The sequence below is a fragment of the Chroococcidiopsis cubana SAG 39.79 genome, assembly GCF_003991895.1.
GTDB classification, from domain to species: domain Bacteria; phylum Cyanobacteriota; class Cyanobacteriia; order Cyanobacteriales; family Chroococcidiopsidaceae; genus Chroococcidiopsis; species Chroococcidiopsis thermalis.
In genome coordinates this window covers 1-16,841 of sequence record NZ_RSCK01000064.1, presented here as the reverse complement: position 1 = coordinate 16,841, position 16,841 = coordinate 1, and the positions used below count along the sequence as shown (strand labels likewise).

21 protein-coding genes and 1 tRNA gene are annotated in these 16,841 nt (G+C 44.7%); 12 read left to right on the top strand and 10 right to left on the bottom strand.

Going from position 1 to position 16,841, the window contains the following annotated elements; all coding sequences use genetic code 11:
* Positions 1-62 precede the first annotated feature (62 nt).
* Complete coding sequence (locus DSM107010_RS26525) at positions 63-1,286, bottom strand: MFS transporter (protein WP_106166185.1); 1,224 nt, start codon at positions 1,284-1,286, stop codon at positions 63-65.
* Positions 1,287-1,845: 559 nt separating this feature from the next.
* Here DSM107010_RS26525 and DSM107010_RS26520 point away from each other — a divergent pair.
* Positions 1,846-2,712, top strand: coding sequence for a 6-carboxytetrahydropterin synthase (locus tag DSM107010_RS26520; RefSeq protein WP_015152428.1), 867 nt, complete (start codon positions 1,846-1,848; stop codon positions 2,710-2,712).
* 89 nt (positions 2,713-2,801) lie between these two features.
* Here DSM107010_RS26520 and DSM107010_RS26515 read toward each other — a convergent pair whose 3' ends face one another.
* The 7 genes from DSM107010_RS26515 to DSM107010_RS26490 form a co-directional block, all read right to left on the bottom strand.
* Positions 2,802-3,611: a creatininase family protein gene (locus DSM107010_RS26515; RefSeq protein ID WP_106166186.1), complete on the bottom strand. Its 810-nt coding sequence runs from the start codon at positions 3,609-3,611 to the stop codon at positions 2,802-2,804.
* Entirely contained in the window at positions 3,611-3,772 is a 162-nt protein-coding gene (locus tag DSM107010_RS38750; RefSeq protein WP_158631867.1) for a hypothetical protein, read from the bottom strand. Before DSM107010_RS38750 ends, DSM107010_RS26515 begins: the two co-directional genes overlap by 1 nt.
* Positions 3,769-4,752, bottom strand: a complete 984-nt coding sequence (locus DSM107010_RS26510; protein WP_106166187.1) for an ROK family protein — start codon at positions 4,750-4,752, stop codon at positions 3,769-3,771. Before DSM107010_RS26510 ends, DSM107010_RS38750 begins: the two co-directional genes overlap by 4 nt.
* A gap of 91 nt (positions 4,753-4,843) precedes the next feature.
* Entirely contained in the window at positions 4,844-6,121 is a 1,278-nt protein-coding gene (locus DSM107010_RS26505; RefSeq protein WP_106166188.1) for an ATP phosphoribosyltransferase regulatory subunit, read from the bottom strand.
* Positions 6,122-6,131: 10 nt separating this feature from the next.
* Positions 6,132-7,091: a J domain-containing protein gene (locus DSM107010_RS26500; RefSeq protein ID WP_015152432.1), complete on the bottom strand. Its 960-nt coding sequence runs from the start codon at positions 7,089-7,091 to the stop codon at positions 6,132-6,134.
* Positions 7,092-7,188: 97 nt separating this feature from the next.
* A complete protein-coding gene (locus tag DSM107010_RS26495) occupies positions 7,189-8,019 on the bottom strand; it encodes an inositol monophosphatase family protein (RefSeq protein ID WP_106166189.1) in 831 nt (276 codons plus the stop codon).
* A gap of 17 nt (positions 8,020-8,036) precedes the next feature.
* On the bottom strand, positions 8,037-8,435 hold the full coding sequence (locus tag DSM107010_RS26490; protein ID WP_199755768.1) for a thermonuclease family protein: 399 nt from the start codon (positions 8,433-8,435) through the stop codon (positions 8,037-8,039).
* Positions 8,436-8,471: 36 nt separating this feature from the next.
* Between DSM107010_RS26490 and DSM107010_RS42450 the strand changes: the two genes are divergently transcribed.
* Positions 8,472-8,606, top strand: a complete 135-nt coding sequence (locus DSM107010_RS42450) for a hypothetical protein (RefSeq protein WP_255409948.1) — start codon at positions 8,472-8,474, stop codon at positions 8,604-8,606.
* Between the two features lie 21 nt (positions 8,607-8,627).
* Here the strand turns inward: DSM107010_RS42450 and DSM107010_RS26485 are convergent, their stop codons facing one another.
* Positions 8,628-8,990 (bottom strand): 2Fe-2S iron-sulfur cluster-binding protein, encoded by a 363-nt coding sequence (locus DSM107010_RS26485; RefSeq protein WP_015152435.1) that lies wholly within the window; start codon positions 8,988-8,990, stop codon positions 8,628-8,630.
* Between the two features lie 129 nt (positions 8,991-9,119).
* On the opposite strand from DSM107010_RS26485, the gene DSM107010_RS26480 reads away from it, so the two are divergent.
* Positions 9,120-9,206, top strand: a tRNA-Ser gene (locus tag DSM107010_RS26480).
* Between the two features lie 100 nt (positions 9,207-9,306).
* Here DSM107010_RS26480 and DSM107010_RS26475 read toward each other — a convergent pair.
* Positions 9,307-10,347 carry a hemerythrin domain-containing protein gene (locus tag DSM107010_RS26475; protein WP_015152436.1) on the bottom strand — a complete coding sequence of 347 codons (1,041 nt, stop codon included), beginning with the start codon at positions 10,345-10,347 and terminating at the stop codon, positions 9,307-9,309.
* Positions 10,348-10,714: 367 nt separating this feature from the next.
* Here DSM107010_RS26475 and DSM107010_RS26470 point away from each other — a divergent pair, with 367 nt between their 5' ends.
* From DSM107010_RS26470 to DSM107010_RS26425, 9 genes are all read left to right on the top strand, one after another.
* Complete coding sequence (locus DSM107010_RS26470) at positions 10,715-11,455, top strand: LmeA family phospholipid-binding protein (protein WP_015152437.1); 741 nt, start codon at positions 10,715-10,717, stop codon at positions 11,453-11,455.
* A gap of 110 nt (positions 11,456-11,565) precedes the next feature.
* Positions 11,566-12,111, top strand: coding sequence for a DUF2231 domain-containing protein (locus tag DSM107010_RS26465; RefSeq protein ID WP_106166190.1), 546 nt, complete (start codon positions 11,566-11,568; stop codon positions 12,109-12,111).
* 293 nt (positions 12,112-12,404) lie between these two features.
* Positions 12,405-12,629, top strand: coding sequence for a DUF167 domain-containing protein (locus DSM107010_RS26455; RefSeq protein WP_127024300.1), 225 nt, complete (start codon positions 12,405-12,407; stop codon positions 12,627-12,629).
* A 483-nt stretch (positions 12,630-13,112) separates the two neighbouring features.
* On the top strand, positions 13,113-13,835 hold the full coding sequence (locus DSM107010_RS26450) for a V4R domain-containing protein (RefSeq protein WP_106217466.1): 723 nt from the start codon (positions 13,113-13,115) through the stop codon (positions 13,833-13,835).
* Positions 13,832-14,353, top strand: coding sequence for a hypothetical protein (locus DSM107010_RS26445; RefSeq protein ID WP_106217467.1), 522 nt, complete (start codon positions 13,832-13,834; stop codon positions 14,351-14,353). The genes DSM107010_RS26450 and DSM107010_RS26445 overlap by 4 nt, the downstream gene beginning before the upstream one ends.
* Positions 14,354-14,365: 12 nt before the next feature.
* Complete coding sequence (locus tag DSM107010_RS26440; protein WP_015152442.1) at positions 14,366-14,851, top strand: globin family protein; 486 nt, start codon at positions 14,366-14,368, stop codon at positions 14,849-14,851.
* Positions 14,852-14,906: 55 nt separating this feature from the next.
* Positions 14,907-15,572, top strand: a complete 666-nt coding sequence (locus DSM107010_RS26435) for a V4R domain-containing protein (protein WP_106171628.1) — start codon at positions 14,907-14,909, stop codon at positions 15,570-15,572.
* Between the two features lie 33 nt (positions 15,573-15,605).
* Positions 15,606-16,088 (top strand): 2Fe-2S iron-sulfur cluster-binding protein, encoded by a 483-nt coding sequence (locus tag DSM107010_RS26430; RefSeq protein ID WP_106171630.1) that lies wholly within the window; start codon positions 15,606-15,608, stop codon positions 16,086-16,088.
* Between the two features lie 160 nt (positions 16,089-16,248).
* Positions 16,249-16,722 (top strand): globin family protein, encoded by a 474-nt coding sequence (locus tag DSM107010_RS26425; RefSeq protein WP_106171632.1) that lies wholly within the window; start codon positions 16,249-16,251, stop codon positions 16,720-16,722.
* Positions 16,723-16,841 lie beyond the last annotated feature (119 nt).

The window sequence follows — 16,841 nt, the reverse complement described above, 5'->3', positions numbered from 1 at the left end:
TAAAAAATTGCTAGCTAAACTATATGTTTTCAAACAAAGAATTTATGAATATTGAAGAAACTTTAGATTCGCCACCTGCCACTAACTCTTACGCAGGCAGCCAAGCACAGAAAAGCGATCGCCCCACCAATGGCTCCTACAGAAGGGATAACGCTTTGCTCTGGGGGAAGGAGCAATCCTGATAGACTTTCTGCCCCAGCTATACCACCAAAGTACATTCCTACGCCAATTCCAGCTTGATGCGGTGCTACTAACATCAGGACAAAAGGAATTGCACCATTCAGTACAAGATTAAAAGTAACTAGTAACCCGAGGATGGCAAGAATCAAAGTCAACCAACTGGGAATAAATACTGCAATTTGTAACAAGATAGCAGTCGCGATCGCACCTATACATATAGCACGTCGATTATCTAGCCGCAGCGTCCAATCAGCAGTTGGCGGAGCTGCAAGTGCCAGCATAATCCCCACTCCTACCATCAACCAGTCCACGTTATTAATTTCTAGTCGTAGCATCAGCATTTTGGACAAAGTAACTGTCAAAAACTGCGTTCCCCAAGCGATCGCCATCCCACTTAAAAAAATTAAACTTAAAGCGCTTTTGAGTGGTGGATTGTCTGTGCTTTTGTGTTCTATTGCTGCTCTAACGGTTAAATTTGCCCTTGCCAACGTTTCTGGCAAATTGACATATCTTAAAATAGCTGCCGCACCTAGCAATGAAAACGAACCAATCGCAAAAGCAAAAATAGTATCTAAATTTAACACTAAATTGTGAGCAACTGGTCTAAAAGCTGTCAATAATCCGGCTACGAGAACTAACAAACTATTAGCTAGCACTAATCCCTCTAGAGGGGCATAATTTCTTAGTAAAGATATTGCTGGGCTGTGAAATATTATCATTGCCAGAGTCCAAGCTACCGATACCACGATTGACACCCAACGAAATTCACCTACACCCTTGCCGAAAACAACCACAGTCGGAATTGCTATAAATAGAGTTGATGCCAAAACGATCCCTGCTGCTATGAGCGGAAAACGGCTACCAAACTGCTGTTTATCGCGATCGGATAAGCCTCCCATCAAAGGTTCTAGTACCACTGCCAATCCATTTCCAACCACAAGTAGAGCAGAACTAACAGGGGCGGGAAAGTAAGATTCTTCCAGCAATTTAGGCAAATACACGCTATAAATCAACCAAGTTAGTGCGATCGCCCCTTGCAATCCTGCCAATCCCCATACTTGCAACCACAATACTGATACGGATAGATCTTCCTCCTGTTTTTCCATGCTCTATATCCTTTGTGTCTCAGTCGTTAGATAAAATTCAAGAACCTAAAATTTAACAACCTGCAATATTTAAAGACACAAACTCACCAAAGCTTTTTCCGGCTAGATGCACTATTTTATGTAAAAAATTTGGCAACGCTCAAGGTTTTGATGCTCAATTGTTAAAGTCGATCTATCAACGAGGCTATTTCTATTGTGGGCGATCGCGATTTTATTCTTTAGCTGTACCGTCATCCCTCTTTTCTCCCGTGGCTATAAAAAGTATTTCATTTAATGAATGAGTTAAATATTTTTCCAAAAAATAACTTTTCAGAAGACTAAAAAGTAATCAATCGACTCATATTACTCAAATTATTGAGCCAAAAATTGAAATTATTATGATTTACTTTAAATCCAATCGTCCGTTTATATCTCAGAATATAAAACTCACCAATTACCAACTACCAATTACCAACTACCAATTACCAACTACCAACTCATTGCTATCGCGGTAGCAATTGGTCTATTCTAGTAAAAGTGTTAAGTTTACGAAATTTTACATACTGCTCCCTGTGCGCTCATGCAATGTATAGTTAACCGCCGCGCTCAATTTTCCGCCAGCCATCGCTATTGGTTGCCAGAGCTGAGCGAAACAGAGAACCAGCAACAATTTGGCTTATGTTCCCGCTTTCCAGGTCACGGACACAACTACGTCTTATTTGTTTCTCTTCTCGGAGAGTTAGATGAATATGGCATGGTTTTAAACCTGTCTGATGTCAAGCACGTAATTAAGCGAGAAGTGACTAGCCAGCTAGATTTTTCCTATCTCAATGACGTTTGGCAAGAATTTCAGCAAACATTGCCAACAACGGAAAATATCGCCCGCGTCATCTGGCAAAAGCTTGCCTCACACTTACCGATAGTCAAAATTCAGTTATTTGAACATCCTCAACTTTGGGCAGAATATCAAGGAAATGGCATGGAAGCATACTTAACTATTAGCACTCATTTTAGCGCCGCTCATCGGTTAGCTCATCCCGATCTCAACCAACAAGAGAATACAGAAATTTACGGAAAATGCGCTCGTCCAAACGGTCACGGTCACAATTACCACTTAGAAGTGACTGTAAAGGGGGAAATTCACCCTCGTACGGGCATGATTGTAGATTTGAGTGCATTGAACCAAGCGATCGAAGACTTGGTTATTGAACCACTCGACCATACTTTTCTCAACAAAGATATTGCCTACTTTGCCAAAGTCGTGCCTACGGCAGAAAATATCGCCGTATATATCTCAAATGTGCTGCAACAGCCAGTGCGAGAGTTAGGCGCAGAACTACACAAGGTCAAGTTGATTGAAAGTCCAAATAATTCTTGCGAAGTCTACTGTACTCCAGCTGATTCAATCAAGAGCGCAACTAGAGAACCAGCGTTAGCCCAAGTTTAAGTCGTAGAAGTAGAAATGGTAGCGATCGCGCTCGATCTAAATCAAAGCATCTCGATCGCTATCTATCTTGACAATCGCTTGCTAACCGTTTACTGCTTCCAAGCTTGTGGTTGCTGAAAGGCATAGATGTCTGCAATGACTCGAACCCAACCATCAGCGACCGAGGCAAGGATGCGATCGCCTTTTTCTTTTGTCGCTACGGTCGGATCGCCTAAAATTCCTGTCTGCGTCAGATCGCGGGTTGCCCAAGCAAAAGGTAATTTCCCTTCCATTGAAAGCAGACTATCTTCAGGTAAGCCGTGAGGGTATTCTGTCACAGCCGCTTCCATTTTGACTTGTTCTGGTAAAATCGACAGCATCACACTAGTTTCAGCATCACCGGCATGAATCCCAAACTCTTTCTCGCGATCGGAAAGTAACTCTCCGGCAATGTGGGGAACTCGCCAAGTAAAGAGGGGAAATACGAGAAAATCTGCATATTTGACGTGCAAATCCCGTGCGGCAATTTCCATAATTTGGGGTTGTCCGCCGTGAGAATTCATCAACACGAATTTGCGAAATCCGGCACGGTAAATACTTTCAGCAACTTCAATTAAAGTCGCAAGTAAAGTTGACGCACTTAGGGTAATCGTGCCAGGAAAATGCCAATGTTCGTTCGATTTACCGTAGTACAAGGGTGGTAGGGCATAAGCGGGAATGCGATCGCTTAATTGGGACAATGCCTTGCCTAAAACTGCCGTACCAATTGCAGCGTCCACAATTAACGGTAAATGGGGACCGTGTTGTTCGATCGCCCCTACAGGTTGAATGATGACGACATTTTCTTTATCCGGCATCTTTTGAATGTCAGCCCAAGAAAGATAGGGAAAAAATCGATTCGGGGAAATGTAGCCGTGCATCAGTTATCAGTGAAGAAAGGGTGTGGGGTGTGGGGTGTGATGAACAGGTTGTAGGGTATGGGGTGTGGGGTGTGGGGAATTGGTAGTTGGTAGTTGGTAATTTTTTCTCCCTCAGCTCCCTGGGCTCCCTCAGCTTCCTCAGCTCTCTTTCTCCTGGTCACTGCTCTCTGCTCCCAGCTCGTCCCTGCTCCCTCATCAGTACATCTTCTGCTAAAGCGACTGCACCCCAAAGTGGCGCTTTATCTCCCAAGGCGGCGGGGACGATCTCGAAGTGGACTTCGGGTAATGCTGTGGCTCGCGCTATGTGGTGGATAGCATTCCAAAAGCGATCGCCTGCTTTGGTGACGCTACCACCTAAAATAAACCGTTGGGGATTGATGAGGTTGGCGACGTTGCCAATCGCTACTCCCAAAGCCCAACCAGCTGTTTCTAATGCCTCGATCGCAATTTTATCTCCTTGGGTAGCGGCTTGACTGACCATCAGTCCCGTTATCTCATCTAGGTTATCGTGACAAAGCGATCGCAACAGCTTCCCTTTATCTGGATGTAAATTTAACCGATCCTTGGTCTGTTGGGCGATGTAGGGACCAGAAGCCAGTCGTTCTAAGCATCCACGCTTACCGCACAAACAAACAGGACCAGTCGGATCGACGACTACATGTCCGATCTCCCCTGCCATTCCTTCTATTCCCCGCCAAGGGCGATCGTTGAGAATCCAGCCTCCACCTACACCCGTGCTGACAGTAATATAGAGCAAACTGTTATAACCCATCCCCGCACCATAGCGATGTTCGCCCAAAGCTGCAACATTAGCATCGTTGTCCACACTGGCAGGAGCGCCAAATTCTCGCTCTAGGATCTCCTGTAAAGGTATATTCTCCCATCCGCTGACGTGGTGCGACAGTCTGACTTTACCGCTTGTAGCATCCACAGGTCCACCAAAGCTGACACCGATTGCCCTTGGTTCTCTACCTGCTAACAGTTCCCGTGCCAGACTCAACATTATCTCTAGATCGGATTGAGCATGAGGATTTGGCGGTGAAAAAACCCTTTTGTCACTCAACTGGTGTTTTTCTCCTGAAGCTACCACCGCCGCCGCGTGTTTAGTTCCACCAAAATCTAGCGCCAGAATTAGATTCATTGAGTGGTAATTGGTAATTGGTAGTTGGTGAATTCTTCTCTGTCCCTCTGCTTCCTTGTCCCCCTTGTCTCCCTTGTCTCCCTTGTCCTCCCTACTCCTTGCTCCCAGCTCGTCCCTGCTCCCTCTTCAGCGTTTCAATCTCAGCGGAACCGTCATCTTTGAGCCAAGCAATTTGTTGGATGCGGCGCTGGCGGGCGTAGGTGCGGATTTCCTCTGGTTGGCGATCGCCTAAGTCCATTTCGACTCGCAACCCAGGAGTACAGCGTAACTTTTCTGCATAGGCGAAAGCAGCCGCGTAAGTTGCTGGCGATCGGGCGACAACCAGCCAATCGCTTGCGGGTGTGGCTTGCGGTAGGCGATCGGCAGACAGCAAGGCTTGTTGTAAATCTTCCGTGTTGAGGACAAAGCCAATCCCAGGAACCGTTTTGCCTTGAGGATGATACAGTCCTAAAAGTTGGTCGTAACGACCTCCTTGTCCTAAAATTTGCGGTTGAGCTGTTGTATCGCCAATAACTGCATTACCGATGACTTCAAACACGATCCCCGTGTAATAGTCAAAGGTGCGAATCATGCTCAAGTCTAAAATGATTGGAAAGCTTTGCGAGTTTTGGTTTGAGTCTGCACTAAAGCATCGATCCAAAATCTCAACTAGCGATTTGAGTCGGTGTAAAGCTGCTTGTTGTGGTGCGTCTAAACTTAATTTTGTGACTTTTTGCAATACATCTGCGGGATGTCCGCGCAAATCGAGCATCATTAAAGCTCTAGCTCGTAGATCTTCGCTTAAAGGTAGAGTTTCGAGCGTGACGCGATCGAGGTGAGCGATCGCCTGTCGAACGCGATCGCGCCCAGATGCGGGGAAAGAAGCCAATAGTGATTGGGTAATTTCCGCTTCGCCCAGAATCAGCTGCCAGTTGTGTAAGCCCAATTCATTCAAGCACTCAGCCAGCAGTAATAACACCTCAGCATCAGCCAGCAATCCTTCGCTACCCAGCAACTCCACCCCAGTTTGATAAAACTCCAACTGGCGGTTGTGACTGCTATCGGGCGTGCGACAAAAGACGTTAGCGTTGTAGTAGAGGCGTTGCGGAAAGGTCGCTCCTGCCATCCGAGTTACAGCAGTGCGAGCGATCGAGGCTGTCAATTCTGGACGCAACCCCAATTCTTCCTCGCGATCCTGAACTTGGATCACCGTCGATCGCTGAATTGCTCCTCCAGCCATCAGCGTATCTAACCGTTCGAGAGTTGAAGTAATGATGCGGTGATAGCCCCAACGATGAAATACCTGCTGCAACCGTTCTTCGACCCAGTGTTTCTGAGCCACATCTAAGGGTAATAAATCTCTTGCTCCCGCAGGTGATTGGTAGACCATTGATTTTTGTTTATTTTTTCTTGCCTCCAAATAGACCGCCAAACATTCCCCCACTTCCAGATGGCTCTGATGGTTTTTTCGACGCAGTTTTAGATGCAGTTTTATCAGAAGTGGCTGTTTGAGTGCCAGCTTTACTCGCTAGCCGATCTAACAGTTGTTTTCCTTCTAGGGCGATCGGATCTTTAGGGTCTAATTGTAGGGCTTTGTTAATATGTACCTTAGCCATAGTAGCCTGATTCTGCTTCAAATAAACCGTGCCAATTAAGCTATGACAGCGACTATTATTTGGCTCTAGCTTCAGCGCATCTTTTAGCTCTACACTCGCTGGGGCGAAGAGATTCTTTTCCATTAAAGACTGGGCGCGACGAAGATAGGGTTCAGCTGGCGATGGAGGTGACTCTGGCTCAGTTGGGGGAGGCGAAGATGCTGCCGGTCGAGAATGTTGGTTGGGAACCACAGATGGCACAGTCGTTCTAGCAACCATAAATCCAGTACCACCTTTACGCCCTAAGTAGACTAGGTTTAATTCGCTGATTTGACTAATTATAGGGATAATTCTTTCGAGAGATTCATACTGTTGTTTTGTCACTTCAGCGATCGCTTTTTGATAGACTTGGTCGATATCTGTGCTGTGTTGAAGCTGGATCGATAGTTCGTTTTTGAGCGAAATGCTGGTTGTTTCCTGAGCTAACCGCTTGCCCATCTCCCGCAGCATCACCATGTATTCAACACGACTGTAATCCTGGGATAATTTTTTATAAGCGGGATTGACAAGCTTAGACAGAATATGATTTGCCGCTTGTTTATCTGAAATACTTTTAGCCGTGCAAGTATCGGGATGTAAGCAGCGAGCAATAATCAAATAGCGTTTGCGAATTTCTTTAAAGTCGGCATCAATTGGAACGCCCAAAATTGCATGGCAATCTGTGAAGTCAAATAAAAATAATCCGCCATCAATCTTAAAAGACATATGTTTTTGTCTCACCTCTGCCTATTGCACGATCGCTGGAATGTGGTATTAGCGTGGTTTAATTATCACCACCAATCTAATAATTCCCAGATTGTGGCTAGGGATTATAATGACTCCAAGTTGAGAGTGGTGGCACTTGAAGTAATTCTTGGCTGAGACTTGAATGAATTAGTCCATTCGTGGCTAAAATCCTGCCAGTTGCTAGGTCGATTGGGCTACCATCATAGGCACTGACTTGACCCCCTGCTGCTTTGAGAATGGCAATTCCAGCAGCAATATCCCACAGAGAAATTCCCCGTTCCCAGTAGCCATCGATGCGCCCGCTGGCAACATAAGCTAAGTCTAAAGCTGCTGCGCCGCTGCGCCTGACTCCTTGAGTCAGATGAGTCAAATGACAGAATTCGGCATAGTTATTATCAGCTGTTTCGCGGCGATCGTAGGCGAAACCAGTTACCAGAAGACACTTACTCAGTTCGGCTGTGGTTGAAACGCTTATAGGTTTGCGGTTACAGGTCGCGATCGCCCCTTTTGCCCCTCGGAACAATTCATCACGATAAGGATCGAAAATGACTCCAACCTGTGGAACGCCAGCCACTAATAACCCAATTGACACGGCGAAACAAGGATATTGATGCGCGAAATTTGTCGTTCCATCTAAAGGATCGATCGCCCAACAAAATTCGCTGTCTGCATTCCCCTGCTTGCCCGATTCTTCCGCTAGAATGGCATGATCGGGAAAATGCCGCTGTAAGACTTCTAAAACTACCACTTCTGATGCTTTATCGGCAGCAGTTACTAAATCTCCACCCCGTCCTTTTTCTCTAACTTCTTCTAACTTACCTAAATAGCTCAGCAAAACCGCACCCGCAGCTAAGGCGGCTTCTGTAGCAACATCTAAGAATGTTTGGAGTTGTCGATCGTTTGTCATTTGTCATTTGTCATTTGTCAATATTCTCCCTTGTCCCCCTTGTCTTCCTTATCCCTCTTCTCCCCGACTCCCGCCATTTGCCGAAATTCAGTCGGGGTTTGCCGCATTGGTTGTTTCACATCCCACACGCCACGCCCCATGATTCTTGCCCAGGCTTGTGCTTTTTCCAAGCGATCGTCATACTTACGATCGCGCGATCGCCCATCCCACAAAACATATCCCTCTTTCAGTAGTTGCTCGTTCAACAATTTGCCATTTTGCCACACATAAGCCCACTGTCGCCCAAATTTATCTGGCTGTCCGTCAAGTTCTAAGGTAACTGTCTTGCCGTTGACCGTTGCTTCTAGCTGCTGTTTAGCTGCGTGTCCCCAAGGCTGTTGCTGGATATCTGGGGCTTCAATTCCCGCAAGTCTCACTTTGAAAGCCTCCCCTCTACTTATGGCTTCTAGAGTTTGTCCGCTGACTACACGCACAACCTGCGCTGGCATTCCGTTATCGATCGCACGAAACTGACAACCCTGAATAAACAAGAGTGGGAGAAAGACAAGGGAGACAAGGAAGACACGGGAGAAACTACTACTCACTAACTGATAACTGATAACTGATGACTATTCCTCATCCAAAGGTAATCCCGACCTAACTCTACCTTTGGCAAAATAACGCCCAAATTGCAGTTCATAAACTTCATCTTCGTCTTGGGTTTCTACTTCCATGTCAGAACGAGCATAACTAACACATAACAGAGCATAACCGCGATCGCGTAATTCTGGTGAAAGTCCCATTGCCTCTGGCTGATACACTTCTCCCGATAACACTCTGACAGCGCAAGTCGTACAAGCACCATTACGGCAAGAAAATGGTAATTCTACCCCTTGTTGTTCTGCCGATCGCAAAATGTATTGGTCTGCGGGGACTTCGACAGTATGAATTGTACCGTTGGCGCGATCGTGTATCCGAATTGTATGTGTCATAAGCAATTTTGAATTTTAGATTTTGGAGCCACTGCCTTGCGGAGGTTTCATCCGTTAGAGCAAGTGACACGATTTTAGATTGGTTTGAAAATATTCTTTTCTATTGTATGATGGGAGATCGCGACACCTGGAGAGGTGGCCGAGTGGTTGAAGGCGCAGCACTGGAAATGCTGTTTGGGGGCAACTTCAACGTGGGTTCGAATCCCACCCTCTCCGTTGAAATGTCATAAGTCGATTAAAAGTAGGGGCGCATATTTGTGCGCCCCTACTAAATTTACGTTCCACTAAAATTAATCTGTGGTCTTACCGCATCAGCCTAGCTGACAACGCCCATTTCTTGTTGCGCTTTGGCTTTAGCAGCTTTGAAGTCGCTAGCCATTTGCTCGCTTTGGTCGCTACTGAGGTTGTTACGAATTGCGGTAAACATGTCGAACTCTTCTTGACGAATGTGATCGCCCACAGCATCCATCAGTTGCTTAACTTTATCTTTGAACTGCGAATTAGAAGGATCGATCGCTTTAATCTCATCTAATTTGGTTCTGAATTCAGCTTGCTCGCTGTAGAGTTCTTGAACTTTGTCTTCTGGATAGAAAGCACGCACTCTAGGATAGACTACTTCCTCTTCTGCGATCGAATGAGCCAACAGATCTTTGTAAATTTGACCGAAGTACTCTTGGATCTTCTGAGGATTGTCACTCTGCAACAACTCGGTGAACAGTGTATTCACTTTGCTGTGATCTGCACGAATCAGATCTTGGACGTTCATATCCTTCTTATCAGAAGTTTGGGTAACGGCACTACCGACTACGCCAGAAAAAGCCGCAACCGCATCTTGTACGCGCGCCCACAGCCCTTGGTCTGCATCCTTGCCAGTCAGCTCGCGAGTCCCAACTTGCTCTAAGATCCCTTTGAGTTGTTCTTGGTGCGCTCTGTTTTCAAAGTTAACTGTATTCAAAGGACCGAACGCTATATCGACATCTGCACCTACGACTTGAGCAGCTTTGTGCAGCATGATACCAGTCATTGCTTGTCCGTGTTTGAGCAGTTCGTGCTGAGCGAACTTGTCATACAAAGACAATTCAGACCCTTGCATCATTTGCTTGGTCTTTTCGATTAGCTCTTGTGTAACCTTTCTGGGTTCTCCCTGAATGCCATATTGTACGATGACAGTCTCAATAACGCCCAAGTTCTTGCGATCGGAATCGAGCATTTCTTGAAGCCGCTTTTGAATTTCCGAATCGTTGATTTGTCCTAGCAGTGTTTCTTCGTTAGAAATAATTAACTCTTGTAGAGCTTTCACGTCAGCTAGTTTAACCGCAATAGCAGAACGCTTGGTATCGTCTAATGTTACGACCATCTTTTCCAGTTCCTCTCAAGATTTTTGGATGTATCGGCTACATCTTTTAGGTTGTCACGCAGATTGCCCAATTCCATCTTTCTTTTGATGGATCGGTAGCATAGTTAGAAAAAACCAGTCAAAAGGTGGAAAAAGGCTCAGAGATAGCTAATTAATTCGGCTTATAGGTGATATTTCTTGTCAGGCTTTCTCAAGCAGAAAAAATTAAAATTTGTTTAAGGAAGATTTGTCTATTGACTAAAAATCTGCTGACGTTTTGATATAGGTTGACTCAACGTAGAATCTCCTCCACCACAAGACAGATACACAACGTTTGACAAATCGTTAGATTGACTCAAGAGGAGCAAACTAAGGGTATAAGATTCGGATGTCAGAACAACAAGGATTGGGAGAACAAGCGCTGAATAAAGCAGCAGAAATCGGATTGTCTAGTCAACTCGATGAAGTAGAAAAGTTAGATGTAGACATTAAAACAGATCCGCTCAAAGCATTGCAAGGACAAGTAGACTCGGTGGCGATCGCAGGTGAAGGAATGGTGATGCAAAAAGACCTGCGAGTAGAAAAGATGGATATGCAGGTGGATAGCGTTGCCATTAACCCCCTCAGTGCGGCAATGGGTAAAATCGAACTTACTCAACCAACCCAAGGTAAGGCTCGCGTGGTTTTGACAGCAGCAGACATCAATCGTGCTTTCAACTCCGAGTACATCCGTCAGCAACTGCAAGCCACAAAAATTGAGATTAACGGGCAACAGATGACCGTAGTTCCGCAGCAGGTAGATTTCCAACTACCAGGTGAAGGAAAAGTGTCCCTGAATGCCAACATCCGCTTGCAGGAAACTAACGAAACAAAGCAAGTAGCTTTTACTGCCGTACCGGAAGTTGCATCTGGAGGGCAAACTGTCACCTTAAAAGACGTGCAATATGGAGACGAACAAGCACAATCTCCAGAGTTAACTAAGGCTTTAGTAGATGCAACCAGTGAAATTTTGAATCTGAGCAACTTTGACCTCGAAGGGATCTCCCTCCGTATCAAAAATTTACAGGTCGAAGCAGGAAAGATCGCCCTAATTGCAGAGGCTAATGTTACGCAAATTCCATCAGCATAACCTGTAATTTGAGGTATTAGGGGTTAGCACTAACCCCTAACCCCTAAACGTCAGTTGCTATAACGGGGTAACTCCCGCAACGCACTGGCTCCCCATAACCACTCACTCTTATGGACACACAACAAAAAACAGGAACGCCACCATATCCTGACATTCCTGCCCTGATTGAGAATGACGAGCGCGAATACCGCGATCCTGGTATACCTAGTACAGTGGCAGTGTTGGGTCATCCGATCCACCCATTGCTTGTGACCTTACCGATCGCTTTTCTATTGGCATTGGCTGTCACTGATGCAGTCTATTGGTTGAATAAAGACCCTTTCTGGGCAAGAGCATCTTTTTGGTTAGTAGTGGCTGGGTTTGCCACGACTTTACCAGCAGCCCTGACAGGTTTGATGGACTTCTTGAGAATCGATCGCGTGCGTAAGCGTACTGCTGGTTTGGCGCATTTGGTTCTCAACATTACTATTATTGTCTTGACGGGTATTAATCTCTTACTCCGGCTTAACAATGTAGTAGGGGCTATTTTGCCTACAGGCTTGACACTTTCACTCATTACTGCAACACTTTTAGGACTGTCCGGCTGGTATGGCGCAGAGCTAATCTATCGACATAAAATTGCTGTAATTGGCAACAGTAGCCGTTCGGAACCATAGTTAGCAAATATCTATTCTTGAGGTAAGCTAATATTTGCGATCGCCGCTTACCTTTAGTTTTGAGTCCATGTTACCGAACTCTACTCAAACCACATACATAACTATTTCAATGCTCGTCGTTTCTACGATGGGCTTTCTTTTATTGTGACCTCCTTCTCTGTTGGAAAAGAGCTGCTCTACTCTCTTAGAGCAGGCATGACTCGGCTCCATCTTTTCTTGGTGGAACTTTCCCTAGTATATATTAGGCTGTTTTTTAGGATGGTTGTGGTTGCGGCAATTAGAGACGAAAGAAAATGCAGAAGAAAGTTAAAGTGACACCAAATTCCAAGCATCCAGCTATTAAAGAAGAACCTGATGGCAGTTTAACGGTTCATTTGAAATCTCCGCCCATAAATGGTAAAGCTAACCAAGAATTAATTCAACTATTAGCTAAAAAATTTAAAATCCCAAAAACTCGAATTAAAATTAAATCCGGCTTGGTATCCCGTCAAAAATTAATTGAAATTGACTTGAATTGAAATATTTAAAATCATAAATAAAAATATCCATACAAATGCAGAAACAGTTTCGTCGAAAATCTATACTTTTAATTGAAGCACTCAACAAACAGAATTTACAAAAATAATTATGCAGCAAGTATAGTCATCTTCCACCAAACAGCAAAATTAGGCGATCGCTGGCAACTAACAACTGATAACTGTACGGGCGGGTTTAGCAAATAGATGGACAGCCTTAGCGAGTAAATCTGTGCTTCATACCTACCCCGACAATAACTGATAACTGTATTCCGTAAGATCGCGTAATCATCCTAATATTACAGAAAATTAATAGAAAAATCAGTGAATTCAAGGATGCTCGCCTAACTGACGCACAGTTAAATATAAAAGTTAAATATGTAAAACAGGGAACTTTGTAGGCTTTAACGCTATAAAAAGTTAGCCTCGCGCTAGAAACTACACGGAAGAATCACCCGATTTTTCATGCATAGGAGTATTTTTTAAATGGTTATCTCGTCCGACAATTTGCTCTTTTCTACTCACTCAAAACCAGGTACACAAGCAGAATATTCCTTAAAGAAGAAGTATCCCCAGAAGCACGACCATTACAGCTTTGATGACTACTTCCAATTTCAACCGAACACGGGCATTGTCACCGATTGGCACGACCAGCGCCATCTATTTGCCACAGAAGACTTCATCGTAGGATTAATTGAGGGATTGGAAGAAGAAGTCGGTAGTGCTTCTACAGTCTTGATGTACAACATTGGCTTCGAGTGGGGAATCAGGGATGCCAAATTCTTTCAACAGTGGTTTGAGCAGGAATATGGCAAGAACGTCAAAGAAGTCAATTCCCTGTACATGCTAGAAGCATGGTGGTGGCCCTTCACCGCTCAAGGCTGGGGCAACTGGGAAGTCGATATGAGCGACCATAAAAACGGGTTCATGTTCGTCAACATCTTCGATTCTGCCGTAGCTAGAACGTTGGGCGATGTTGGTAAACCAGTTTGTCATATCTATGCGGGATTATTTGCTGGATTCTTCAGCGATCTCGTTAAAAAAACCTTGAGTTGCATTGAAATTCAGTGCTACTCAATGGGAGAAACATACTGTAAATTCCTCTTGGGTACAAAAGACCGAATTGATGCTGCTGCCTTCTGGCACAACGAAGGTGCTACAGCTCGCGATATTGAAAAGCGGCTGCGTCATGGAGAACGGTTAGGATGAGGAATCGAAATGCTTTGCTGTGCCAATCGGTACAGCAATTTTTGCACTCTTGTAACTGGGACGGACAAGAGATTGAGGATGCCGATTACCCGCAACATCAACTTAGCGAGGAATTCCTCTCTTCTTGGGAATGCTTGACAGTTCAACAATTCTTGCGGCTTTGCGGTTGGGAAGGAGGACAACAGCCTGCTAAGAGCGATGCGCCGATTCCAGCGCCACTACAAAATCAATCGCCGCTACAGCATTTTACTCCCATCGCCAATCCTCATGCAGCTTGGTTGCGGCTTTCCGTCAAAAAATTCTTCAGCCATTGCAATTGGCAAGGGCGACCAGTTGAGGATGTTAACTGGGGACAACTAGACCCTTATGCCCGAATGAAACAACGAGTCAGAGATTGTTTTGGGTATCTTCCTTGGGAAGGGAATCCAGAAATTGGAACTCTGCCCAAGTCTGCGACTAAGCTACCGCCACCTTTAGCTCCCGAACCGACCTTTTCAGACTTATCAGATCTATTCTAAAGCTGCAAATTTATGTACCCAGAAATCAGAGCCATACTTGATGATGCTGAAGAACGCTATCTTAGGCTAGAAGAAATAGTTGCTTTGAAGCATCATGTTTCATCCTTTGCCCAACGCTTGCAAGTTTATGAAGTGCTGCGGGATAACGAAATTGCCATTTTTCAACCGATCGCCGACCAACTGCTCGTAGCTTTTCCCCAACACAAACAAGAAACCATCGAACGCGCCTTAAAAAATTGGCTGGGAACGCTACGTTACTGTGCAATGGCAATGCTGTTGAATAATCCCATGTTTCTCCAACATCGTTTGCTGGAATGGCTGACGGACATCATTCAAGTTCACCAAACACAAGGCATTGATACAACCCTTTATCAGTTCCTCATAACTCGCCTGCCAGAAATTTTGGCTGAGGAACAAATGGCTCTGCTGCAACCGTTCTTAGCTCAAGTGGAACAAGCTGTCATGGGAACTTGTAGTGCAGCCACAGTGCCAGCATAAGTATCACTCGTCAGCATAACTCACTATCAAACAAGCAGAAGCAACAGACAAAATCATGATTACTGTCGCCGATTTAATCAAAGACGAACGCTTACCAGGAAATTATTTTGCCTTTGATGCCTACATTCAGGGTGATTTTGAATCAGGTTTACTGGAAAATCGCCACGGCGATCGCCTCATAGCAATTCCAGACACGCTGATTCAATCGATTTATACCGCGCTTAACCAAGAAACAGGTCAAGCTTCCGGTGTAGTGCTTGCTAATTGCGGACGCTGGTGGGGCAAAAATTTCTACGCTCGGTTTATCGAACAAGTTAGCGAGTACTACTCCAAGCCGATCAACGAAATGGAGATGGTTGAGTTTACCCAGTGTCTCAGACAGTGTTGGAAAGCTCATGGCTGGGGAACTTTTGAATTAGATTTGAGCTACTACCAACAAGGATTTTTGGTGGTGAAAACTCAGAATTCTCCCTACGCCAAGCAAGCACCCCAAAGCAAACGACCAGTATGTCACTTTGAAGCAGGTATCCTCCGTGCTTTCTTCAGCCAACTGACAGGTCGAGAACTCCACTGTCTGCAAACAACCTGCGAATCTCTAGGAGCTGAGTACAATCACTTTGTTCTAGGTTTAGCACAACGAATCAAACCAGCTGATGCTTGGTTAGAAGAACAGCAAGAGCATGAAATTATCATGCACCGACTCTGCAATAGTTCCAATTAATGAAGTAATTAGCAATTAGCCAATTAGGAAAACATGGCAAAGACTGTCAGACTAGAACCAATCGGTGAAGAAACTTCCATTCAAACGAATGGCAACATCCTATCTGTTCTGTTAAAAAATGAACTGAATGTGTTACATGAGTGTGGCGGTCGAGGAATGTGTGCTACCTGTCATGTTTACATCAAAAGTGGCATGGAAGGCTTGTCTTCACCTAGCCGACGCGAACGGCGTACCATTGAGGTCATTACTTCTGCTAACAATAATTCTCGCCTCGCTTGTCAAGCTTTAGTGATTGGTGAAGGCGTAGTCGTTGAATTACCTTCTGGTACGTATGTCAGTGCAATTGATGATATTGAGTCTCTCATTGGCACGCGGGCAGAACAAAATATCCTTCACCCTCTAGACGGTAGAATTCTCGTGGAAGCAGGTAAGTTGGTTACCCGTTCGATGATTACTCAACTTCAAGATACTCGTAGTGAGGTTACCGAATATCTAAATCATGCCAGCGATACCTAAGCGCCATACCATTTTAGATTTTAGATTTTGGATTTCAGATTTTGAATTTCAGATTTTGGATTGTAGAAACATTGCAGAATAGTAATTTCAGCAATTCATATCTAGCAAGGCTAAAACCGAATAGTGTTGTCAATATTATTGCCCAGGAGTAGAAAAGTTTATGTTGAGTCAGTTAGCCCGCTTGACCGTAGAAGCGGACGGTCGCTACGCTACTTCAGAAGAACTTCAGTTTCTTAAAGATTACATTGAGTCTCTTGATTCTCGTGTAAGTGCATATCAGAAAATTCAAGCTGCTGAGGCAGAAGTTCTCAGTCAGTTGGAGGCAAAGTGGGCTGCTAACGAGAATCTGTTTGGGCAAGGTAACAATAAGCTCAATGTTTCAACCTGCCAACGCGATCTGAAACATATGATACGTTACACAGCCACAACTGTGTTGAGTAGCGACCTCGATCGCCTGCGAGAAAGTTGCTTGCTTTGGTATCAAACTATCGTTCGTGCTTATAAATACGGACATATTGCTAACATCACTTATCCATTACTAAACGAGTTGATGAAACAGTTTCTATCTACTGAAGAAGCAGCGCTTGCATCTCCAGTCTTAGGACTCAACCAAGTGATTTTGGGTAAAACATAACTGGTAGTTGGTAATTGGTAGTTGGTTGTTAGTCAATTACTATTAGAACCTATTTATAAAGTAAACCTTTAAGCAGATAGGCGACGTAGCATAATTCGAGTCATAACAGCATAAATAGC